The organism is Brevibacillus sp. NPDC058079 (assembly GCF_042885155.1).
GTDB lineage: Bacteria > Bacillota > Bacilli > Brevibacillales > Brevibacillaceae > Brevibacillus.
Map to the genome: position 1 here is coordinate 1 of NZ_JBHVSO010000002.1, position 20,851 is coordinate 20,851.

Below are 20,851 nucleotides of genomic sequence, written 5' to 3' on the forward strand. Positions count from 1 at the left end.
TTCCCTTTTCAGTGTTTCTGGATAGCTCATAAACTTTTGCCCTTTAGCTGCCATAAAAAAATGCACCCCCTAAAGTTCATCGGTAAACCACAGGGGTTTTTCCAATGTCTACTTTAAGGGGTGCACTTCATCATTCCGAGCGGCGTTTTTATCGTGCGTAGCCTTAGTATAATGCGTAAATCGAATTACTTGCAAAAAACGTCAATAACGTCAGATGTGTCAACCTTTAAAAAGCATTGAAACCTAGCTTTTCTCCATCCGACCCTACACTGTGCAAACAATCTAATAGAAACTAAAACGCACTGAGATCTACTTCCATGCGTTTAATTCTATATTCTTCGCCATACTCTTTATGCAATATATCTCTAAGTAATCCTACATGCGAAAGATAGACACCATCCATTATGCGTTCAATAGTTGTATCTAAGTAATATAACGAAAACCCTGAATCTGCTTGTTCTTTGTTATGAGTTGCCCATCCTCTATCTTCTTCTAATGCGCTTTCCAAATGCCTGTCAATAATCGCTTCTAGCTGATTAATTTTATTTACGTTTAATATAAGTAACTCGTCATAAACCTCTGCATAATCTTCATCGTGTGATTTATTCTTAATAGGTAATTTTTTGTCCAATAACAGACGTAAATTATCAATGTTCAATGTGTCCGTTGAGGCTATCCCCCCATCTCGATAATACACCCGTTCATCTAGAACTCTGGCAAACTCTAAATCAACCGTTTCTAAAAGTGCAGCAACCCTACTGATACTTCTTCTAAGTGGAATTGGTACATGTTGTTCTTTTTTATACTGTAATGTATGTGATGCTGCAGCCCAAATATGTTGTGATCCAGTACGTACTTGAATTTCTGCGATTAAACCTCTTAACATACTAAGAGTCGGGACCTCACACCAACTTTCTTTTGGAGTTACTTCGAAATGTATGGAACCATAACCAAATTGATTATCAGATAATCGATCCTCAGTATTTTCTACATTTAACACTTCGAAGTATTCCTTTATTAAAATACAGACTTTTTCCACATCTTTTTTGTATAGTAATACTATCCTAATTCCTGCAATATCCTTAATTTCTGTAAGTGTTTCTATATTCTTTACCGACTCCTTACGCTGAATTTTTTCTTTCACAGATGCCCACCCCTTAACTCTAGCATCAACTGGAAACAGTGTTACAATTCCCTCACGTTCTAATAGAGCATTTATTTGATTCGCAAATTCTTTAATCAATACATGATACAAAGAAACACTCGCCTCGTATTCACTTTTGATTATCTCAATGGGCGTTGTAGATCTATCCATATCTTTCACAACCTGTCATATTATTCTCACTACTCTTATCATATCTAACACCCACAAAATAATCGAATTATTTATTTCGATAAGCATCACGGAAATTGAGTTTGACATTATGAAAAAACCACCTGTTTTGTTTACACAAGTGGCTCTTTAACTTTTTTCCATATTATCAATAAGTTATCGTCAACCTGTTAACATCCCAAAAACTCATCACTATACATTTCCTGCGCAAGACGAGTCACAATATCACGCTTAATCTCATTTAACCTTTGACGGGATACACCTACATGCCTTGCGATACTGTTCATCCGCATACCGTCGACCGTTCTGTATTTACTGTCCTCCAGACTTACAGAGAAATCGTTTATCTGTCGAACCTTCTTTTCGAGGTTTATCATCCGCTCAATTTGCTTTTCGAACCGCTCTTCCGGTATGGTCAATGTTGAGAGACGCACCCCTTTCCCGCTCGGCATACCTGCGGCATCACCATAGGTGGCGACTAATTTCTCTTGTATCAACGGATTCGAAGATATCGCCTTGTCAATTTCCTTCCTTAGACGCTCAACCTCTTTTACCATCCAATGGTAATCCTTGATCTCTTCCTCTACTTTCTGCACTACTTCAAGAGCTGGCTCGAGATTGATAAATCCGAGCTGCCCGCTCCGATCAAATAATCCTTGATTCTCTATGATGTAATTGTCCCACTCCGGGCAGGTTTCGACCTTACCAACATGGAGGTTGTGGACGCTACAGATCGATTTCTTGCCCCATTGTGTAGCGGGGCATTTTTCACATAATTTTTCGATCAGCTTATCTTTCACCTACACCGCCTACCCTCTTAAAAAATTGTAGTAACAATCGTTTTGTCTCTTTAAGTCCTGATAAACCAGTTACCCCGCTCCCAATTAGTTTATTATTCCGTTTTGCTCTTCTGCTTCGATTGCCTTTTCATCTACATGACCTGACAAGCATCCCAAGCTGCAATAATGACTGATAGTTGGTTTCTTACTAATCAATATCCATTCAAGCTTGCCCGTCTCGATCTTTTCGTCGCAAAATCCACATTTCATAGCAGCTTCCCCCTTACGAAAACGCCAACTGGCTATTGGCAACTTCAATTTCTCGAAGGAGTTTTCCCTGCGGTCGCCAATCCTTGATGTACTCCCTCGCCTTTTCTAGATCAAGTACCCGAGTATTTCGGTATGAATCTACGTTGAAGTATCCCTTGAAGTCCCTCCAAATTGACGAGAAGACCTTTCCACGCAAGCTGCTGTTTTGGTAGGCCTGTCCATCCTTGCTGCCTAGAACCTCGACCACACGCTGCCTTGCTGCATTTTGCAGCACTAATTGCTGACCGTAATCAATTGTTTTGTTATTTTCCAACCGTTCGACCCTAATCTCTATCTCTTGCGCCTTCTTGTCCAGAAAGAAAATTGCTTGTACTTCTGGGCTTAATCCTGTGAATGGCTGCTGAATCGCCCGCTCCATTTCCTCAAATTTGGCAACGTATTCTGCTGTGAACCAAACTCCCTTTTCACCAGTTAACTTATTTGCAACCATGTCGCAGCCTTTGCGTGTGAGTAGGTAACAAGGTCGACTCTCACCTTTACCGTCTTTATAGGTACTTCCGATGAAGTAATCCAACGAACGGAAATTTCCGTTGGTTAAGTGCTTGATATAGCCATCAATTTTTTCTAGCAAATCAGCATGTCTTACTGAAACCATTTCCGCTACTTCTCTGCTATCTATCAGCAGTTGTCCATTTTGATTTATGATAGTGAGATTCTTCATGCCTCTATCCCTCCTAGATACAAACGAAATATTTTGTTAAATTGAAGCTAGCATAAATGAGGTACCATTAAATGTTGGTACTTTCGTGAATTCATTTCAACACCTAAAATGACCGTATAAATTATCGAGGTGATGACTTTGCTGTACTTATTCAATAACAATCTCAATCCTTTCGCACTTGTGTTGCTCTACATTCCAATACTCGCTTTTCTTATTGGATTGGTTTGTTCGTACCTTTTCAAGAAAAAGTACCTTGGTGCTGTTATTTTATTCTTTTTGCCTTTACTCTTCACAACAACCAGCTGGGATTCATTTATCGTTAACATTGACGCTTGGGTTTTATGGGGATGCTTCTATGCGTTCGTTGCATGCTTGGGTAACCTTATTAAGAAGAAGACTCGATACAGTTAAACTACTCCATTTCTCTTTTGTTAAATGGAACGAAACAACTCCGGGTTCGCATAGATGTTGTCATCTGATCGATCGCCACGGTAAAATGGTAATATATCGGAATAAGGTGAGGTGTCTTAATGTTTCAAAAAGTCCTTGCTCGTCCCAAGTGGTTTCTTGCTCTTGCCGCAATAGCAATAATTTTACTTATCATTAGTCGGTTTTACATAGACAGTATTATCTTGAGAAGCATTAGTTTTTTTGTATTGGCAATTTACATATTCGCTCTAGGATACCTGGAAAAGAAAAATAACTTCTTGATAGTGTGTTCTGTGCTGTCTCTTGCTTTCATTGTCTTGTGCATTAAAACCCTTCTTGGCTGATAGGTGGCTTTTAGAAAACATTGCTTCCAGGTCGGTCGATTTAGCCACGTTCCCACCTCCTTACCAAAGGTAATATTTTGTTAATCAATACTCCTCCGCGCTTTGTCTGCTATCATCATGGCGAAATTCGCGACATCCACAGATTCCCTTATGACCTCCAAAATGTCTTCGTCAGTTATCGCACTTTCCAATGACACGCGCAATTCCAATGACTCTTCACGCAAACGGGCAATCAAATATTCGTAGTCGCATTCTAACCAACCGCCCTTGTGATCGTTCTCCTTCAACTTGCTTTCCATCTGTTCCGCGAACCATTGAACTTGTTCCCTCATTCAATTCCCTCCCTTTTTACAAATCGATTGTTTTGAAAAGCTAATCACATCAATAATTGGGCCTCTCCAGAACAAACTTATCTCCATCCCACCATTGCGCGTAATTCCAAACGACATTGGTTAAGTCGAACTCCTCGCCGTCTAATGAGTTCCTGCGAATCCAATCTTCTGAATAACCGAGAGTCTTCAAAACATTGATGGTTTTCGTGTTCAATTCAACATTCGCGTAATAGCACGCTTCTCCATCGGCTTCATAGTCCAGCACTTCAAGCGTATTTATCAAGTCAATCGCTGCTTGCTTTTCCAAGTTGCTTCCCTCCCCTTTCCTGCATCGTGCAGGAAACCTATTTATCAAATCGTGTGTTGTGTTTCCTATTCATTGACAACCTGATTGCCGCCCTCCAAAATGGTAATATGTGTGGATTCAGATTAGGAGAGAGCAGACATGCTCTTTCGCTCTTTCCTAAGTTATCGAAAGGAGTGAAGATAAAAATGGATTTAGATAACTACAAACTCATTTGGACAACCGGAAAAGAAAATTATGTTTTAGTCAAGATGGATGGTCGTTATTTTGTTTGTAACCGAGTTACTAATACACTTTTGTTAATTGAAGATGAAGATCTGCATGAAGCGATTGTCAACGAAATGTTAAAAAATCAGTGCGAGATAGTAGAAGAGAGTTAAACTCAATTACCGATGTGTTAAATTGCACTGGTCAACGTGACCTTTTCTAAGCGCCTTCTGGCTGCCTCTACATATGCAAATTCCTTCTCGATGAGGATGTAGTCCCGACCAGTTCGTTTCGCAGCCTCTCCAGTGCTGCCGCTGCCTGCGCAGTTGTCCAGAACCAGGTCGCCGGGATTGGAGAACGTCTTGATCAGATACTCCAGCAGCTCCACTGGCTTTTGAGTCGGGTGAATCTTCTCCCGGCTGTCGTTGTTCACCACTGGTATCTGTAGCACAGTCGTAGGATATCGATCAGTCTGCCCGCCTCCGGTTATTCCGGTCTTTGTCTCCCTATAGTTTGTGCCGTCGCTAGTATGCTTTGTGTAGCTATTTACAGGTTTGTGCCCCTTTGTTTTTTGCGGGTTGTATGTCGGGAGCTTCTTGTAAAACACCAGGATGCTTTCGTGTGCTCGGAGTGGCATCTTCTTGGCGTTTAGGAAGCCTGTTGACTTATTCTTCTGCCAGATGATTTCGTATTTGAAAAGCAATGGGTTACTCATCACAAGCTTGCTTGTAAATGGCTGGGCAGCAGTCAAAATGATGGCCCCGTTATCTTTAATGATTCTTTCGTATTCACTCCACAGTTCAGGCAGATCAAGTGGTTCATCCCATTCGTTTTGAGTGATGCCATAAGGCAAATCCGCAATGATTAAATCAATCGATCGCGAATCAATCTGCTGCATTACTTTTAAGCAATCTCCGAGGATGATCGTATTTCGCACTTGCAGCCCTCCTTTCCTCCCTAACTAATGTGATAAATGATCGCATTTTTACATTGTTTTTTTCCCTTAACGCATACTAGCGTTTGGGGGTGGTCTATTATGTCGGAGCCTAGGTGCACCAGTTGTGAAAATGATTGGGCACAATGTTTAACTAATTGCTCACTGTCAGGTGGGTCCAAGGAGTGCTATGACATGTGCAATGATGTCTGGTCGACCGTATGTGGCTATATTTGTAATCCTGAACCTCCTGATCACGATGATAACCATCCCTGAAGTGTGGGACCGGAAGAGCTATTCCGGTCCTTACTCATTACACATTTTGAAAACAATACTGCAACAAGTTCAAATACCTTATTCGTAAGCTTTGCTGTTTTTTCATTTGCGTAATATTACAAGAAATAACTTTGTATAATTTACCTAAGAATAGACAGCAAGGAGTGGAGTTTTAATGAATTCAGTCGATTTAATGATTTTAAATTTTGAAGAGATCAGATCCAGAAGTATAAAAGTATGGAAAGCTATACCCGAAGAAATGTTAAACTGGAAACCAGATGAAACCGCTTTTACTTGTGCTGAAACGATTAGACATTTAACACAAGGTGAGTTTTTATTTCACCAAGTTCTTATAGGGAGAGGGAGTAAAGGACTAATTAATTTGTTTAATCCCTTTGAAGCAAAAGAGTTCACATCAGTAGATGATGAACTTGAATTTGCTCAACCTTATCGTGAGGAATTCTTAAAATACCTTAAAACAATTACAATAAACGACTTAGAAAATATAGAAATAGATCTTTCTGATTCAGGTGCGTATGTTAAAAGACTTGGGTCTATGTTATTACGCATCGCTTACCACGAATCTGTTCACACTGGTCAGTTGTTAGACTATATGAGAACAATGGGAATTGACCGACCTAAGATATGGGATTGATATTTTGATTTAGACATGTTCTCTCTATTTATCACTTTGAGCAGTTTGTTAAATCACGATCTGTAATATTCAGAAAATTACCTTTTTAATAGTTTCCTACATATGTTAAGATGTATTTGGTGGTAAAATTTCCCTTTTAATTGGAGGTGATTAACTATGTGGAAGAAACTCCTAAAAACAATCAGCTCAAAAGGTAACGTTTTCCCTTGCGAAAAAACACCTGGCTGTATAACTTTGCCCAATTTGCCTTATTGCATCTGCACTTAGATGTAGCTAATCTCATTAAAGGTCCAAGAAGGCTGACTTAAAGCTTTGAAAGTGGCAAGGGATGGTCTTTTTTATCGCTTATCTTTATCAAAATTGAGAATTTGTCTCCTGATTGGGACAGCCCTGATGTATCACAGTGCTTGTCCATCTCCACAAAACCGTGGTAGGATAGGTGTATTCAAATTTGTTTTGTTGTTGAATTGGTCACTGTTGCGAGCAGTGGCCTTTTCGTTTTCTCTGGCTGCTTCCATTTCGCTTTCCAGCTCGTTAATTTCTTTCACAATCCACCAGTCCCATGTACCATCTACTGGCTGAAAGCGCAGGGAACGGTAGATTCTCCAAAGCTCAGCTTTTCGGGTAATCGCTGAATCAAAGTCATACCTCACAGCCTGTCACTTCCCTTTATTTCGATTTAAAATCGGCTTGCTTTAACTGTTTACCTCTATTATTAGAAGCATGTCCACCAGCAATCAGTGCCTTGGCTGTTCATACAGCCACTGAATCAAAAATTCTCTTGTCTCTCTGGCAGGGAAGTACCACTTCCCTCCTACCTTAAATTTCGGGAATCTTGGATCAAAGAAAACTTTATCCTGTATAGTGTTCCAGCACATGCACGTACGTTTTTTAAGCTCTGTCGTATCCCAAAACACCTTTTCTGCATCTACTTCTTTTACCAATTCATTGATGCGTTCATGGCACATATTTCTTATTTCCTGTTCATCTAAATCAGTAGCCACTAATTTTTTCATAATATTCCTTCCTTTCTTTAAGCATTAATATGTCTATCCCATTTAGCGCGGTAGTAATCGAAAAGCCCCGCTTTCCTCAGGTATGCAATCCTGTATTCCAGAGACTTTTCTAGGCGACCAAGGGCCAGCGATAAAGATTTAAGAGCGTCAGTTCCATAGAATTTACAAAGATAGGCAGTCTCATCATCTGTAAATCATTTTCCCTGATTTGGGTGAAAGTCTGGATGGTACATAAGACGCACACGATTGTCGTATTCAACGCCCTTCTCTGGAACCGATATGTTCAGATTCTTGGTCATTTGCTTCACTATTCATCAAACACTCAACGGTAGTTTCCAAAGCCACTGCGATTCTTGACACAAGCGGATAACCTATCTTTTTTCCGCGTGCCCCAGTTTCAATTTGGGACATATAAGCTTTTTAGACATTGACCAACTTGGCGAGAGCTTCTAACGTTAACCCCCTCTGTTCTCGCACCTCTCGTATTTTGTTTTGCATAAAATCACATCCAGTTATCAATTTGCTATCTCAATTCCGTTTTTTGTTAGCGCTTTGCTTTCATGCCTTTATAATAGGTTAGCATATCGCTTGGCTGGCTTTAAACGAACTTTACCACCACAATCTGAATCTCGTATTAACTAGAGACGATGGTAATTACGTCCCTAAATCGTCACTCTTTAATGCTTTCTCACGTACTCTCAATAGATTAGACATTCCCTCAATCCCTATTCACTCTCTCAGACACACTCACGCAGTGCTATTATTGGAAACTGGAACGGATATGAAATACATCCAAGAACGATTAGGTCATGGCAGTATCCAGATCACTTCGGATGTATATGCCCACATCTCAAAGAAAATTGAATTAGATAACATGGACAAGTTTGAAAGCTACATGGAAAGTGTCTACTCCGAAAAAAATAGTGGGCAAATCGTGGGCAAAAATGTTAAACCTCTTAAAAGATCAAATTTGCCCACGAAATAGAAAAAACCCCTCGCACCTACAGGCACAAGGGGTTTCGCTTATTAGTAAGCGGTCATGTATTGCTCGCGCTCCCAATCGTGAACGCGTGTGCGGAACATATCCCACTCAATTTCTTTCGCTTCAATAAAGTGTACCAATGCATGCTCGCCCAATGCTTCGCAAATCACCGGATCTGCTTTCAGGCACTCGATCGCTTCCTTCAAAGTAGCAGGCAAGTTCTCGATTCCGTTTGCTTCGCGGTCTTGCTCGGTCATCACGTAGATGTTGCGATCAATAGCAGGTGGTGGCGTAAGCTTGTTTTTGATTCCGTCCAAACCAGCTTTCAGCATAACTGCCAACGCCAAGTATGGGTTCGTTGCAGGGTCTGGGCTGCGTACTTCAATACGCGTGCTCAAGCCTCTGGAAGCAGGGATACGGATCAATGGAGAACGGTTTTTCGCAGACCAAGCTACGTAGCAAGGAGCCTCGTAACCAGGAACCAAACGCTTGTAAGAGTTTACGAGCGGATTCGTGATCGCAGTAAAGCTGCGAGCATGCTGCAAAATACCTGCCAGGTAATGCTTCGCTGTTTGGCTCAGTCCCATTACATCGGACTCGTCATAGAAAGCATTTTCTTTACCACGGAACAGCGATTGGTTCGCGTGCATACCGGAACCAGCTACACCGTACAGCGGTTTTGGCATGAAGGTCGCATGCAGACCGTGTTTTTGTGCGATGGTTTTAACAACCAGTTTGAACGTCAAAATTTGGTCAGCTGCTTGGAGTGCATTTGCATACTTGAAGTCGATTTCGTGTTGACCTGGGGCTACCTCGTGGTGAGATGCTTCCACTTCAAAGCCCATTTTCTCCAACGTCAATACGATATCACGACGGCAGTTTTCACCGGAGTCGAGTGGAGCAAAGTCGAAGTATCCGCCTTGGTCGTTCAGATCCAGCGTAGGCTCGCCTTTCGCGTCCAGCTTGAACAGGAAAAACTCAGGCTCTGGACCTACGTTGAAAGCTGTGAAGCCCATTTCTTCGGCTTCTTTCAAGGCACGCTTCAGGATGTAGCGCGGATCTCCTTCGAATGGAGAGCCATCTGGCATGTGGATATCACAGATCAGACGTGCAATTTTACCAAATTCATTGCCCCATGGGAATACAACCCATGTATCCAGATCAGGTACCAGGTACATGTCGGATTCCTCGATGCGAACAAAACCTTCGATGGAAGAACCATCAAACATCATTTTGCCATCGAGTGCTTTTGGCAATTGGGACAGCGGGATTTCTACGTTTTTAATGATCCCCATCAGGTCGGTAAACTGCAGTCGGATATACCTTACGTCCTCTTCTTGGGCCATGCGCATGATGTCTTCTCTTGTAAACTTGCTCACATTTCTCTCCTCCTGTCTCTATATCGGCTTTCTATCTAGTGGAAGAAGCGGGAAAGCTCTCCACGTATCAATGCACCCTCGCCATGGCGAGTGGCATCGCGATACATAATCTGTTGCCTTAGGAGCTGATGCAGCTCTTTGTCGGACATGTCCTTGCGTTTCTCTTCGGACGTCGTGGTAATCTCTGTTTGTTCCAAAGTAGGCTCTTGCATTTGCAGGACTTGCTTGATCCCTGCAATATTCAGTCCTTTTTCAATCAGAGCCTTGATCTCCAACAAGCGATCTACGTCGTTGAAAGAAAAGAGCCTCTGCTTCCCTTCTGTGCGGGCAGGCTGAATCAGGTCGTTTTGTTCGTAATAACGGATTTGCCTCGCAGTGAGATCCGTCAGCTTCATGACGATCCCAATGGGAAAGAGGGCCATATTCCGGCGAAGGTCATCACTCATGACTTGTCCCTCCTGTTTCGTATTTCTTAGTCTTATTCTATTTTATAACAAAATCCCTGTCAATAGATGTTAGATAATATTACATAGAAAGTTATGTACAGTTTTTTCACTTGAAAAAACGGCATCCCCCATTATCTAGAGAATGCCGTCCAATCCTTGCGATTTTATCCTATTCACCCGGTATTTCGAGTAAGCCTTTTTCCAACATCCCGTTCAACGCTGTCAAAATCCCCACTTTTACGTGCGAGTACGTCAACCCACCTTGAACGAAGCCCAAGTAAGGAGGACGAATCGGGCCATCTGCCGAGAATTCGATGCTCGCCCCTTGAATAAACGTACCTGCTGCCATAATCACAGGATCAGCGTATCCAGGCATTTCGCTTGGATACGGAGTGACGTGTGAATCGACTGGTGCTGCTTTTTGTATCCCTTGGCAAAACGTAATCAGTCGTTCAGCACTGCCAAATTCCACGGATTGAATCAGGTCGGTCCGCGGCTCATGCCACAGTGGGTTCGTTTTGAAGCCCAGACGCTCCAGCATTGCCGAAGAGAATACCGCTCCCTTTAAAGCTTCTCCCACTACGTGTGGAGCCAAGAAAAAGCCTTGGTACATCTCCAGTAGTGAGTAGAGCGATGCACCGCCCTCAGCGCCAATTCCCGGTGCTGCCATCCGATACGAAGCAAGCTGAACCAAATCCTCGCGTCCTACTATATAACCGCCTGTTTTGACCAAGCCACCACCCGGGTTTTTGATGAGAGAGCCTGCCATGATGTCTGCACCTACGTGCAATGGCTCTTGCTCCTCCGTGAACTCTCCGTAGCAGTTGTCTACAAATACGATCAGATCACGCTTAATTTCTTTTACAACCCGAATCATTTCTTTGATTTTCGCAATGGTGAAAGAAGGTCGATCTGCATAGCCTCGCGAACGTTGAATCCCAATGACCTTTGTCTTTGGCGTAATCGCTTGTGCAACTGCCACAAAATCAATTTCACCTTCTGGCGTCAAAGGCACATAGCTGTAGCCGATGCCGTAATCCTTGAGTGAGCCTTGCCCTTCGCCGCGCACACCTACTACTTCTTCAAGCGTATCGTACGGTTTACCCGTAATATAGAGAAGGTCGTCGCCTGGACGAAGAATGCCAAACAAAGAAATCGCAATCGCATGTGTACCCGAGATAATATGGTTACGCACCAATGCCGCTTCTCCACCAAACACTTCGGCATAAATCGATTCTAACGTTGCACGTCCGGAGTCATCGTAGCCATAGCCTGTGGATGTTGAAAAATGAAATTCATTGACCTCATGTTTTTGGAAGGAACGCAATACTTTCAGTTGATTCGTATCCACCAAAGCGGAAATTTGACGATGTCTCTCTGAGATCGTCGCTTCCACCTCCATTACGAGGGGGCGAAGCTTTTCTCCATGGGAAAAATATGAAAACATCTGTTACTTACCAACTCTCTTCAACAGTCTCTGGTTTATCCAGGAGGAAAGGAGCAATCCTGCCGTAAATCGGATTATCCTTGTTCACACGGACAGTGATCAAGTAGGCCGCTTCCTCTTCATTAAATTCTTGTTCCATCTCTACCCCATCCCGATGCAAAAGGGAGAGAATGTCTCCGCGCTCGACAGGAACGCGCAGCTTCATCTCATTGAAAGATTCGAGTGCAAATGACTCAATCCGGCTGAGCAGTTGCTTCAGGTCATTTTCCCGCATGGCAGAAATCAAAATCGATTCGTCTGCACGCGGCAAGTAAGAGCCCTCTACAAGCATATCTGCCTTGTTGAAAACGACTAGCAGCGGAATTTCTTCTGCTTTTAGCTCGCGCAAAATTTTGTCTACGACTTCCATATGTACTTGGAAGTCAGGGTGATGACTATCTACCACATGCAGGATGAGGTCCGCTTCTTTTACACCTTCCAATGTCGAACGGAATGCAGCGACTAGACTCGTAGGCAAGTCTTGAATAAAACCAACCGTATCTGTCAAAAGCACATCCAGTCCGCTCGGCAACTCCAATTGTCTGGTTGTCGGGTCCAAAGTGGCAAACAGTTTGTCTTCCTGCAAGGTGTTTGCATTCGTAAGCTTGTTGAGGATCGTCGACTTCCCAGCATTCGTATAGCCGACCAACGCAATCTGGAACACATTGTTTTTCTTCCGACGCTCCCGATGCAATTGTCTCGTCCGAACAGTATCCTCTAATTGCTGCTTGAGTTCACTGATCCGCTTGCGAATATGTCGACGGTCGCTTTCCAGCTTGGTTTCACCCGGTCCACGCGTACCGATACCGCCCCCGAGACGAGATAGCTGCTTTCCTTGCCCGGCAAGTCGAGGCAGCAAGTAGTTGTACTGCGCCAGCTCTACCTGGATTTTCCCTTCACGCGACTGTGCACGACCTGCGAAAATATCCAAAATGAGCTGCGTACGGTCAATCACTTTGCAATCAAAAACTTTATCCAAATTACGAGTCTGACTCGGAGACAACTCATCATTGAAAATGATCACGTCCACATCCAGCTCTTCAGCTCTCTGCGTGATTTCATCAATTTTTCCTGTCCCCAAATACCAGGCAGAATCAACCCGGTCCCGATTTTGCGTGATGACGTCCAGTACTTCTACACCAGCAGTATCTGCCAGCTCATGCAATTCTTCCATGGAAAGACGGGTTCTTTCTTCATTCCGGTTATCTAAATAGCAACCAATCAGTATGGCTGTTTCTTTCGTTTTGATCAGATCGTTCACCGATTCACGCCCCTTCATGCACTATCATACCACATTTTGCCCAAAACGTTACGGCAGCAGGGCACGCCAACTGAAATCAACTTATGTCATGGGTTACTTGTCGCTTTCTCTGAGAAAATCTCCTTCACGAAAAACGGAATCGCTTTGCTAATCACTTTGCGGAGTTCCTTCTCATCATATCCACCAGGCAAGGCATCCGCCTCTTCCTTGAGGAGATCTTCATGAATGCGGAGATTCAGATTTTTCAGGATAACCCCCATGTCTTTTACGCCAAATGATTCTTCGAGTACGCCTTCATCTATAAGTTTGTAGAGAAACTTCTCCACACGCGCGAGCGTCACATACTGCTCGACAAACAACACTTCTTCCGACTTCGGTTGCGGGAGTCGTGAAAGAAAACAGAACGACCATCACTCTTCTCTCTCGGAGTAATGGTCGTTTAACTTATTCCTGGTGTTCTTTTACGTGAAATCTCCTGCTTTTAACTTCATTAATTCTTCTTTGGTCAGATGACTTGCCTTCATTAGTCTCACCGCTTGCACACGAACCGCCTTTTTAATACTATCCCGGATGTACCTCGTATTGCTAAAGTCTTCTTGAAAATTAAGAAGTTAATTACTCGAATTTAATGAAAGTAGTTTTTTAACCTACAAAGTAACACGATATTTCAAATTATGTTAAATATTTACAAAATTTACTTTTCCATATATATTGAAAATGTTGTCAAATATTTTTGATCAGGAGGATTTTTTATGTCACGTAAAAGGACAAAAGTTGCTGCTGGTTTATTCACTGTCATTGCTTCGCTTTCATTCTTTACAACAAGTGCATTTGCAGACTATCTCGGAGGAGAATGGGACATCTATGACGTTACATATGAAGATATCAACTTAGATAAAAAATACTCGGATTTACTTTGGTCTGCTGCTGACGAGTGGAACGCAATCAGCAATATCAACCTTTCACCAGCAGACACTAATGAAACTGGTTATATTTCTGTAGAACACCCAGATTCAAGAACCGAAAAGGAGCTTTATAGGCTGGGTACATATGGGCTTGGAATACCCTATGATGATAGAGGCAGGATGAATCGGTCTCCATATGCTTCAGCGAACATAATAATTGTTAGGTCTATGTGTGACGATCTTGATACGGATGATACGATAAAAACTATGACTCATGAATTCGGACATACACTTGGTCTTGCCCATCCTGAAGATACAAGTGTTGATTCCATAATGGATGGCAAAGATGTATTTGACTGGGATATCCATGGCCCTACAAAGTATGACAAAAAAGAACTTAGAGGTCTCTACGACAACAACTAATTATTGAAAGGATGTGTGAACATTGAAAAAATTGATTGCTATTGTGTCTGTGACTGCAATAATTGCTGGTGTTGGTTCTGCACTGATGTATAAAGAATTCAACCATTCAAACTCTCATAGCGTTGCTCTATCTAGAACATTTAAATCTACTGAAGAAATAGTCCAAAAAGCTAATGTAATCATAAAAGGAAAAGTACCATCTGTGTTTAGGCAAGAAAAAGTGGGTACTGTTGTTTATAATGTGTACGAAGTACAAGTGGATAAACTTTATAGCAACCTTTCTGACGCCAAGATATCTGAAGGTGAAAGCATCGAACTATATCGTCTTATTGGTCTAGATTTAGGCGACAATAAAGAGCTTGCTAACGTAGTTGACGTGGACTATCACGAGTTAGAAAAAGGTGAATATCTGTTATTTTTGAGTGGCGAATATGATGACGAATTGAAGAAATATACTTATATTCCAAACACACCTAACCAACTATTTAAAATGACCAGTTCCAAGGGCTTAAAATCCAATCAGTCAAATGCTGAATTCGAAAATATAACTGATGCGAATGAGTTGCCTTCCATCAATGAGGCAGATTTGTTAGACGCGATTGAATCAATGAAGTAATTTTATCTTAGGCGCTTCCTATGAAGTGCCTTTTCTAATCACTCTAAATAGATCATTTTAGTCAAACACAAGTTTATATGTTTCAACGCTTTCATCAAATACGACAGGTATTCCAGCGTAATTACTAAAGTCTAAGTTAATCTGTTCCGAAATCAACTAACACATTCTTTACTTCAACACCATTAAAATCATCCTTTTGTTATCTTCTGTTTTATTGCTTTCTCTTCCGATATCAAAACAATTCGCTCAATTTCTTCAATAGTAACAGATTCGGCTACTCCTGTAGGTGACCCAATCCGAGTCCAAAAAACTCCAATGAACAAATCCGATTTATCGACTATTTGTTCATTGATTATTCCTGGGGTAGTCCGAAATTTAGGAGTTGTGTCATTGTAGAGAGGTAAATCAGATTGTAGTGTTCTGCATTCTTTGTAATCCACAAATTAATTGTGTTTTTTATATGCGTTTTCCATTCCTTCAATTGTACGCGGCCAACAAAAGTGTAAGTTATTCTGTAGTTTTAAGATTCTATTTTTTACCAATGGTGCGTGAATCAACGTCACCAGGACGAATTGAAACCCAATTTTTAGCAGCTTAGGTAATAATCTTTTATTTCATCGATGATGACTAATTTTCCATCAATTTTTCCTTTATCATTTTTTATATTCCAATTTCGCCTACTTGAATAACATCAATTTCACAAAAATCCACGTAATGACTTGTCCAATTCGATCTCTTGCGTAAAAATTGGCAGGTTTTCCGATGTTCCTGAGTATACTTTCTGTATGATGGTCAAGGCAGGTGAAACATGTGAAGCAAGCAGGAGCCATTCCTCAAACTGAGGTGCTCGAATCTTCAAGTAGTAATAATCGAATTCAAGTTGTATTCAATCGACCAGTAAGTGTTAAGCAGACAAATACTTTACCTGAAATAGTTCGTACTACGTCGAGTTCAAATTTAACAACTGTTTTTGAAGAATTAGAAAGCCTGATTGGCTTACATGAAGCCAAGAAAACGATTTATGAAATTTATGCGCTCATCAAAATGAATAAAGCAAGGGAACGACACGGGCTTAAAATTGAGAAGCAAGTTTTCCATATGGTTTTTAAAGGAAATCCCGGTACTGGGAAAACAACAATTGCACGCCTTTTCGGAAAGATTTTTAAGGAAATGGGTGTTTTAACTAAGGGTCATCTAACTGAAGTAGAACGTGCAGATCTCGTTGGTGAATTTATTGGGCACACAGCACAAAAGACCCGTGATCTTGTTAAGAAAGCCATGGGAGGAATACTATTTATCGATGAGGCCTATTCATTAGCTCGTGGCGGTGAAAAAGATTTTGGAAAAGAGGCTGTAGACTGTCTTACAAAATGCCTTGAGGACTTTGGCAATGATTTCGTCTGTATAATTGCAGGGTACAATGATGAAATGGATACATTCCTTGAGTTAAATCCGGGACTGCCTTCACGCTTTCCCGTCCACATCAACTTTGCTGATTATGAGGTTGATGAGTTGATGGATATTGCAAATGTAATGGCAAAGAACAAGGAGTATAGAATCTCTACTGAAGCAAGTGAAAAACTGAGAAGAAGACTGCTAACAGTAACGAGTGATCCATTTCATGTGAATTTCAGCAATGCAAGATATGTACGAAATAATATTGAAAAGGCAATACGTGTGCAAGCCGTTAGATTGCTCAAAATTCTTGACCCAACCCGCGATGATTTAATGAATTTGAAGTCTGAGGATTTTTCAATTTAGAAACAATAAAATCCCTCATATTGAGGGATTTTACTTTTTCAATCTGAGCCTGTCCAAAGCGAAGCAGAGCACCACGATTCCAAGCAGAGATCCCGAAAGAAACGGGACCACTTGCTGCAAAGGATGGACGAAGGGTGAAATTCCTTTGACCAGGAATGCGTGTAAAACGACCGTCACGATACCAAACAACCCCACCCCGAACCAGAACATCCATTTTTCCAAGACAGGTACTTGTCTCATAACGATCTGTCTGTTTTTGTGCGCCCTTCGTGCAATGACATACAAAATGGCCAAGCCACCGAAAAGGGTACTACCGTGCTGCAGCAGCTTGTAAACAGGCACCTTATAATGGGCAATCGAGATGGATTGTTGCAAGAACAAGAAGTGGTCTACCATACGTCCACCATCATGTGTAAAGGCATCCCATGCCATATGGCTCAAACTGCCGATTAACGCTGAGTATATAAACACAATTACCGCTCGCCACGCTGGCATTCTGCTTCCATGGTTTGTGTTGTCCATCCCTCGTCCTATCCATTCCGGCAAACGCGCAAGCATCGGATTCTTGACCACGTACCGGTACAAAAACGCTAATAGGATCGCGATGGGCAAATCAACTAGCCACAATCCGAGCATGGTGTGACTGTACACGCTGTATGGCTGCATCCGGAAGAAATACTCAAAATCCGGTGCCATACTGCCAAAGACGAGGGCAGAGAACGAAAACCACTTGCATTTGCGTAATGGCAGTACTATAGCCGGATGAGCAAAAGTAAAAGGCATGCGCTTACTCCCTTTTCGTCATTAGAGTGGCAATAGATTGGCAACTACCTGCTTGCCGCTTACTTGAATCCCTTTATCCTGTTTTCCGCAATGAGCCAGATCTTTGATGAGCTGCTCAATTAATCGCTTGGCTTCCTGACCTTCCTTTTTCTCCAGTTTTACAGTCAACTGCACGGCATCCCCGGATGAAAGAATTCGTTCTGCCTGTCTTATTTTCGTATCGTAATCGTGGTCTTCGATGTAGGCACTTAAACGAATTTCTTTTACTTTTACGCCTTTTTCTGCTTTTCGGTTTTTGGCGTTTTCCTTGATGACCTGTTCCTTATAATTCGTTCGATTCACTAACTGACAAGGCGGCGGACTCGAAGCCAAAGACAGACATACCAGGTCCACTCCCTGTTCTTTTGCCATTTGAAGCGCTTCTTTTGTGGAGATGATTCCGAGATCTTCCCCGTCTACCCCTGTTAATTGTACGACTGCCGCTTTTATTTTTTCATTCAGGATCATCTTGATCTCACCTAACCTATTCATTCGATTTTCAAGGACATCATTACTTCTCCAAAGAATGCAGCGTATCCTTCCAAAGCTCGTAAATGCAAATCATTTTCATGACGAAGATCAATCGTTTTTGTATAATAGGACAAGGCATTAACTTACGGACGTCTTTAACAGAATATTCATTAGCAAACTAATTAATTGGGGGTACTTTGGTGGAGTTCAGTTATGCAACCGCATTAACCCATTCTGCGTCGCATGTAATGAAAATGCATCGGCAAAATGTAGAATTTCTGATTCAAAAATACGACGTCTATCCAGGTCAACCCATTCTGTTAATGCGCTTGATTGAAAAAGATGGAATGATTCAAAGAGAATTGGCCCGAAAAATCGGGGTAAAGCCCGCTACGCTTACCGTGATGATTAATCGAATGGCCAAATCGGGACTTGTCGAGCGCAGAGCAGATGAACGGGACCAACGTATCTCCCGCGTTTATCTTACCGACAAAGGTCGGATGGCTACCAAGCATGTCAAAGAAGTATTACGTGTCATTGAGGAAAATTGCTTCATCGGATTTTCTAATGAAGAAAAGGATGTGTTGCGTGGCTTGCTCGATCGCATGCACAGCAACCTCCAAGCTTTTTACTTGCAAAATACGCAACCCTCTTCTGAGTTGTAAAAAGCTTCTTTCCTGGAATAATAATGAGAAAGGTTTGACAACTTGCCGTGAATAATCTAGCAAAAGAACTTGATTCCTCGTCCCTAACTGGCAACAAATCACGCCGGCTGTGGATGGCTGCGATTCTAGGGTCACTTTCTGCTTTTGGTCCACTGTCCCTAGATATGTATTTACCTGCGCTTCCTATGCTTGCTGATGATTTGCAGACGAGCACCTCCATGACCCAACTCAGTCTGACAGCATGCATGCTCGGCCTGTCCATTGGTCAGTTATTCGCAGGGCCGATCAGCGACGTACGCGGTCGAAGAATCCCTTTAATTATCGGGCTCATTTTGTATGCGGTCTCTTCCTTTTTGTGTGCGATAGCTCCCTCTATTTATACGTTCGTCTTGCTTCGCTTCGTACAAGGTCTTGCTGGTTCTGCGGGAATTGTTATCGCCCGCGCTACCGTTCGCGATTTGTACGCAGGGACAGAACTCACGAAGTTTTTCGCCCTCTTGATGCTTATTAACGGAATCGCCCCGATCGCGGCACCTATCGTAGGGGGACAAATTCTCCAATTTACTACCTGGCACGGTGTGTTTGTCGTACTGGGTCTGATTGGCGCTATCATGTTCTTAGTCGTGTTGCTTGCTCTGCCAGAAACATTACCACAAGAGCGCCGCTCCAAGGCGGGAATCGGCAATACACTGACTACCTTTGGTACCTTGCTGAAGGATCGCGTTTTTATGGGGTACGCCATCGCGCAGGGACTGGTGACTGCTGCTATGTTTGCATACATCGCCGGTTCGCCCTTTGTGTTTCAAAAAATATTTGAAGTGTCTCCACAAACGTTTAGTCTCATTTTCGCGATAAATGGTGTAGGCATTATTATTGCGAGTCAAATCACAGGTAAGCTTGCAGGTAAAGTGAGAGAAACTTCTTTGTTCATTGCTGGGATTACCATTGCGGGAGTCGGCGGAATCCTCCTTCTGGCAATGATTCTACTTCAAGCTGGTCTTATTGCTGTGCTTGTTCCCCTCTTCTTTGTCGTATCCAGTGTAGGGATTGTGGGCGCGACAGGATTTTCCCTCGCCATGCAAAATCAAAGCAAGGCGGCAGGAAGCGCATCTGCTCTCCAGGGGCTCCTTTCCTTCATCAGCGGCGGAATTGTCGCTCCACTTGTGGGAATCAGCGGCGAACACACCGCAGTACCAATGGGGATCATCATTGCTCTTTCTACGATCAGCGCCATTGTCTGCTACGTAGTCATGGTTCGTCGGAGTTCATCAGCGTCCTGATCAATTTAACACTTGCAAACATACGTTCTGTGCATTACAATCACATTATGGGCAATAATAGCAAGTGGGTTTGACAAGTTGGTCATATGAAAACCAAGGGAGATGTTGACACATGGCATTGCGTTTGATTCCTTACATCGTTTTGAATGGTACTGCAAGTGAAGCAATCAGCTTCTACGAGGGTGCGCTAGGTGCTGAAGTGCTGTTCAAGCAAACCTTCGGTGAATTGCCTGAAAATCCGGAGTTCCCATTACCTGCAGAAGCCAAGAATCGTATCGGACATGCTACTATTCGCGTCGGTGAAACTGAAATGATGTTTTCCGATACCTTTCCAGGACAACCGCATCAACTTGGTGATCAAGTGACCATCTGCATCTCGACCGATGATAAAGAACAATCTCATAAGATTTTTGATGCCCTGCAAGAAGGCGGTCAAGTGCTTATGCCTCTGCAAGAAACGTTCTTCAGTCCAGCATACGGCAATGTGAAGGATAAGTTTGGCATCACTTTCCAAATTTACACGAATAATCATTGTATGGAGTAATGTGAAAGCCCTGTTCGCTTCAACGGCGACAGGGCTTTTTTATTGATACTTTTTGCGATTGAGGTATTTCCATCTCTGATTGATGAGAAATGCGCTGATGAAAAAAGATGCGCCAGAGTACCAAACAGCAGAAAATGCAATCATCCCCCACGCGCCAGATCATAAAAAAAGAACCAGGATCACATGTATCCTGGCTGTTGGTGTTGCTTT

At 42.4% G+C, this 20,851-nt stretch carries 25 protein-coding genes and 2 pseudogenes; 9 read left to right on the forward strand and 18 right to left on the reverse strand.

The genetic code is table 11. From position 1 onward, the window contains the following. Nucleotides 1-292: 292 nt before the first annotated feature. From ACFVS2_RS06495 to ACFVS2_RS06525, 7 genes are all read right to left on the reverse strand, one after another. Nucleotides 293-1,315, reverse strand: a complete 1,023-nt coding sequence (locus ACFVS2_RS06495) for a GTP pyrophosphokinase (protein WP_390232450.1) — start codon at nt 1,313-1,315, stop codon at nt 293-295. Nucleotides 1,316-1,503: 188 nt separating this feature from the next. Further along, complete coding sequence (locus tag ACFVS2_RS06500; protein ID WP_390232452.1) at nt 1,504-2,133, reverse strand: hypothetical protein; 630 nt, start codon at nt 2,131-2,133, stop codon at nt 1,504-1,506. 84 nt (nt 2,134-2,217) lie between these two features. Next, a complete protein-coding gene (locus tag ACFVS2_RS06505; protein ID WP_390232456.1) occupies nt 2,218-2,382 on the reverse strand; it encodes a hypothetical protein in 165 nt (54 codons plus the stop codon). Between the two features lie 13 nt (nt 2,383-2,395). Next, nucleotides 2,396-3,103: an ORF6C domain-containing protein gene (locus tag ACFVS2_RS06510; protein WP_390232459.1), complete on the reverse strand. Its 708-nt coding sequence runs from the start codon at nt 3,101-3,103 to the stop codon at nt 2,396-2,398. 677 nt (nt 3,104-3,780) lie between these two features. Beyond that, nucleotides 3,781-3,924 (reverse strand): hypothetical protein, encoded by a 144-nt coding sequence (locus ACFVS2_RS06515; protein WP_390232462.1) that lies wholly within the window; start codon nt 3,922-3,924, stop codon nt 3,781-3,783. Nucleotides 3,925-3,956: 32 nt separating this feature from the next. After that, nucleotides 3,957-4,208 carry a hypothetical protein gene (locus tag ACFVS2_RS06520; protein ID WP_390232464.1) on the reverse strand — a complete coding sequence of 84 codons (252 nt, stop codon included), beginning with the start codon at nt 4,206-4,208 and terminating at the stop codon, nt 3,957-3,959. 49 nt (nt 4,209-4,257) lie between these two features. Then, the gene (locus ACFVS2_RS06525; RefSeq protein ID WP_390232467.1) at nt 4,258-4,515 is read right to left on the reverse strand and encodes a hypothetical protein; all 258 of its coding nucleotides are present in this window, start codon (nt 4,513-4,515) and stop codon (nt 4,258-4,260) included. A 185-nt stretch (nt 4,516-4,700) separates the two neighbouring features. Here ACFVS2_RS06525 and ACFVS2_RS06530 point away from each other — a divergent pair, with 185 nt between their 5' ends. After that, on the forward strand, nt 4,701-4,892 hold the full coding sequence (locus tag ACFVS2_RS06530; protein ID WP_173621483.1) for a hypothetical protein: 192 nt from the start codon (nt 4,701-4,703) through the stop codon (nt 4,890-4,892). A 17-nt stretch (nt 4,893-4,909) separates the two neighbouring features. Here ACFVS2_RS06530 and ACFVS2_RS06535 read toward each other — a convergent pair whose 3' ends face one another. After that, complete coding sequence (locus ACFVS2_RS06535) at nt 4,910-5,656, reverse strand: DNA-methyltransferase (protein WP_390232470.1); 747 nt, start codon at nt 5,654-5,656, stop codon at nt 4,910-4,912. Nucleotides 5,657-6,104: 448 nt separating this feature from the next. Between ACFVS2_RS06535 and ACFVS2_RS06540 the strand changes: the two genes are divergently transcribed. Beyond that, entirely contained in the window at nt 6,105-6,584 is a 480-nt protein-coding gene (locus ACFVS2_RS06540) for a DinB family protein (RefSeq protein ID WP_390232473.1), read from the forward strand. Between the two features lie 398 nt (nt 6,585-6,982). Here the strand turns inward: ACFVS2_RS06540 and ACFVS2_RS06545 are convergent, their stop codons facing one another. Then, nucleotides 6,983-7,237 carry a hypothetical protein gene (locus tag ACFVS2_RS06545; protein ID WP_390232476.1) on the reverse strand — a complete coding sequence of 85 codons (255 nt, stop codon included), beginning with the start codon at nt 7,235-7,237 and terminating at the stop codon, nt 6,983-6,985. A gap of 84 nt (nt 7,238-7,321) precedes the next feature. Next, the gene (locus ACFVS2_RS06550) at nt 7,322-7,600 is read right to left on the reverse strand and encodes a group-specific protein (protein WP_390232478.1); all 279 of its coding nucleotides are present in this window, start codon (nt 7,598-7,600) and stop codon (nt 7,322-7,324) included. A 592-nt stretch (nt 7,601-8,192) separates the two neighbouring features. Here ACFVS2_RS06550 and ACFVS2_RS06555 point away from each other — a divergent pair. Next, a pseudogene (locus tag ACFVS2_RS06555) lies at nt 8,193-8,507 on the forward strand (tyrosine-type recombinase/integrase); the annotation flags it as partial. A 119-nt stretch (nt 8,508-8,626) separates the two neighbouring features. Here the strand turns inward: ACFVS2_RS06555 and glnA are convergent. The 6 genes and pseudogenes from glnA to ACFVS2_RS06585 all read right to left on the reverse strand — a co-directional run. Continuing rightward, nucleotides 8,627-9,961 (reverse strand): type I glutamate--ammonia ligase, encoded by a 1,335-nt coding sequence (gene glnA / locus ACFVS2_RS06560; protein WP_007719084.1) that lies wholly within the window; start codon nt 9,959-9,961, stop codon nt 8,627-8,629. 35 nt (nt 9,962-9,996) lie between these two features. Continuing rightward, nucleotides 9,997-10,407: a MerR family transcriptional regulator gene (locus tag ACFVS2_RS06565; RefSeq protein WP_390232481.1), complete on the reverse strand. Its 411-nt coding sequence runs from the start codon at nt 10,405-10,407 to the stop codon at nt 9,997-9,999. 169 nt (nt 10,408-10,576) lie between these two features. Then, on the reverse strand, nt 10,577-11,854 hold the full coding sequence (locus tag ACFVS2_RS06570) for a methionine gamma-lyase family protein (RefSeq protein ID WP_390232483.1): 1,278 nt from the start codon (nt 11,852-11,854) through the stop codon (nt 10,577-10,579). Between the two features lie 7 nt (nt 11,855-11,861). Then, a complete protein-coding gene (gene hflX / locus ACFVS2_RS06575; protein ID WP_390232486.1) occupies nt 11,862-13,154 on the reverse strand; it encodes a GTPase HflX in 1,293 nt (430 codons plus the stop codon). Nucleotides 13,155-13,240: 86 nt separating this feature from the next. Beyond that, a complete protein-coding gene (locus ACFVS2_RS06580; protein ID WP_390232489.1) occupies nt 13,241-13,516 on the reverse strand; it encodes a hypothetical protein in 276 nt (91 codons plus the stop codon). A gap of 99 nt (nt 13,517-13,615) precedes the next feature. Then, a pseudogene (locus ACFVS2_RS06585) lies at nt 13,616-13,738 on the reverse strand (AAA family ATPase); the annotation flags it as partial. A 168-nt stretch (nt 13,739-13,906) separates the two neighbouring features. Here ACFVS2_RS06585 and ACFVS2_RS06590 point away from each other — a divergent pair. The 3 genes from ACFVS2_RS06590 to ACFVS2_RS06600 all read left to right on the forward strand — a co-directional run bounded on the left by ACFVS2_RS06590 (nt 13,907) and on the right by ACFVS2_RS06600 (nt 16,859). Next, nucleotides 13,907-14,482, forward strand: coding sequence for a zinc metalloprotease (locus ACFVS2_RS06590; protein WP_390232492.1), 576 nt, complete (start codon nt 13,907-13,909; stop codon nt 14,480-14,482). Between the two features lie 22 nt (nt 14,483-14,504). Then, on the forward strand, nt 14,505-15,098 hold the full coding sequence (locus ACFVS2_RS06595) for a hypothetical protein (protein ID WP_390232495.1): 594 nt from the start codon (nt 14,505-14,507) through the stop codon (nt 15,096-15,098). Between the two features lie 810 nt (nt 15,099-15,908). Beyond that, nucleotides 15,909-16,859 carry an AAA family ATPase gene (locus tag ACFVS2_RS06600; protein WP_390232498.1) on the forward strand — a complete coding sequence of 317 codons (951 nt, stop codon included), beginning with the start codon at nt 15,909-15,911 and terminating at the stop codon, nt 16,857-16,859. A 30-nt stretch (nt 16,860-16,889) separates the two neighbouring features. Here ACFVS2_RS06600 and ACFVS2_RS06605 read toward each other — a convergent pair whose 3' ends face one another. Both ACFVS2_RS06605 and infC read right to left on the reverse strand, forming a co-directional pair. Then, on the reverse strand, nt 16,890-17,642 hold the full coding sequence (locus ACFVS2_RS06605) for a DUF4184 family protein (RefSeq protein WP_390232500.1): 753 nt from the start codon (nt 17,640-17,642) through the stop codon (nt 16,890-16,892). A 21-nt stretch (nt 17,643-17,663) separates the two neighbouring features. Next, nucleotides 17,664-18,149, reverse strand: a complete 486-nt coding sequence (gene infC, locus ACFVS2_RS06610; protein ID WP_173621402.1) for a translation initiation factor IF-3 — start codon at nt 18,147-18,149, stop codon at nt 17,664-17,666. A 200-nt stretch (nt 18,150-18,349) separates the two neighbouring features. On the opposite strand from infC, the gene ACFVS2_RS06615 reads away from it, so the two are divergent. From ACFVS2_RS06615 to ACFVS2_RS06625, 3 genes are all read left to right on the forward strand, one after another. Continuing rightward, the gene (locus ACFVS2_RS06615; RefSeq protein WP_390232503.1) at nt 18,350-18,817 is read left to right on the forward strand and encodes a MarR family winged helix-turn-helix transcriptional regulator; all 468 of its coding nucleotides are present in this window, start codon (nt 18,350-18,352) and stop codon (nt 18,815-18,817) included. 47 nt (nt 18,818-18,864) lie between these two features. After that, nucleotides 18,865-20,097 carry a multidrug effflux MFS transporter gene (locus tag ACFVS2_RS06620; protein ID WP_390232506.1) on the forward strand — a complete coding sequence of 411 codons (1,233 nt, stop codon included), beginning with the start codon at nt 18,865-18,867 and terminating at the stop codon, nt 20,095-20,097. 112 nt (nt 20,098-20,209) lie between these two features. Continuing rightward, on the forward strand, nt 20,210-20,641 hold the full coding sequence (locus tag ACFVS2_RS06625; RefSeq protein ID WP_390232509.1) for a VOC family protein: 432 nt from the start codon (nt 20,210-20,212) through the stop codon (nt 20,639-20,641). Nucleotides 20,642-20,851: the final 210 nt, after the last annotated feature.

Coding starts and splice junctions, on each gene's coding strand:
- ACFVS2_RS06495 (WP_390232450.1), bottom strand. CDS start 1,315: ATGGATAGATCTACAACGCCCATTGAGATAATCAAAAGTGAATACGAG.
- ACFVS2_RS06505 (WP_390232456.1), bottom strand. CDS start 2,382: ATGAAATGTGGATTTTGCGACGAAAAGATCGAGACGGGCAAGCTTGAA.
- ACFVS2_RS06510 (WP_390232459.1), bottom strand. CDS start 3,103: ATGAAGAATCTCACTATCATAAATCAAAATGGACAACTGCTGATAGAT.
- ACFVS2_RS06520 (WP_390232464.1), bottom strand. CDS start 4,208: ATGAGGGAACAAGTTCAATGGTTCGCGGAACAGATGGAAAGCAAGTTG.
- ACFVS2_RS06530 (WP_173621483.1), top strand. CDS start 4,701: ATGGATTTAGATAACTACAAACTCATTTGGACAACCGGAAAAGAAAAT.
- ACFVS2_RS06540 (WP_390232473.1), top strand. CDS start 6,105: ATGAATTCAGTCGATTTAATGATTTTAAATTTTGAAGAGATCAGATCC.
- ACFVS2_RS06550 (WP_390232478.1), bottom strand. CDS start 7,600: ATGAAAAAATTAGTGGCTACTGATTTAGATGAACAGGAAATAAGAAAT.
- ACFVS2_RS06565 (WP_390232481.1), bottom strand. CDS start 10,407: ATGAGTGATGACCTTCGCCGGAATATGGCCCTCTTTCCCATTGGGATC.
- ACFVS2_RS06570 (WP_390232483.1), bottom strand. CDS start 11,854: ATGTTTTCATATTTTTCCCATGGAGAAAAGCTTCGCCCCCTCGTAATG.
- ACFVS2_RS06590 (WP_390232492.1), top strand. CDS start 13,907: ATGTCACGTAAAAGGACAAAAGTTGCTGCTGGTTTATTCACTGTCATT.
- ACFVS2_RS06605 (WP_390232500.1), bottom strand. CDS start 17,642: ATGCCTTTTACTTTTGCTCATCCGGCTATAGTACTGCCATTACGCAAA.
- infC (WP_173621402.1), bottom strand. CDS start 18,149: ATGATCCTGAATGAAAAAATAAAAGCGGCAGTCGTACAATTAACAGGG.
- ACFVS2_RS06625 (WP_390232509.1), top strand. CDS start 20,210: ATGGCATTGCGTTTGATTCCTTACATCGTTTTGAATGGTACTGCAAGT.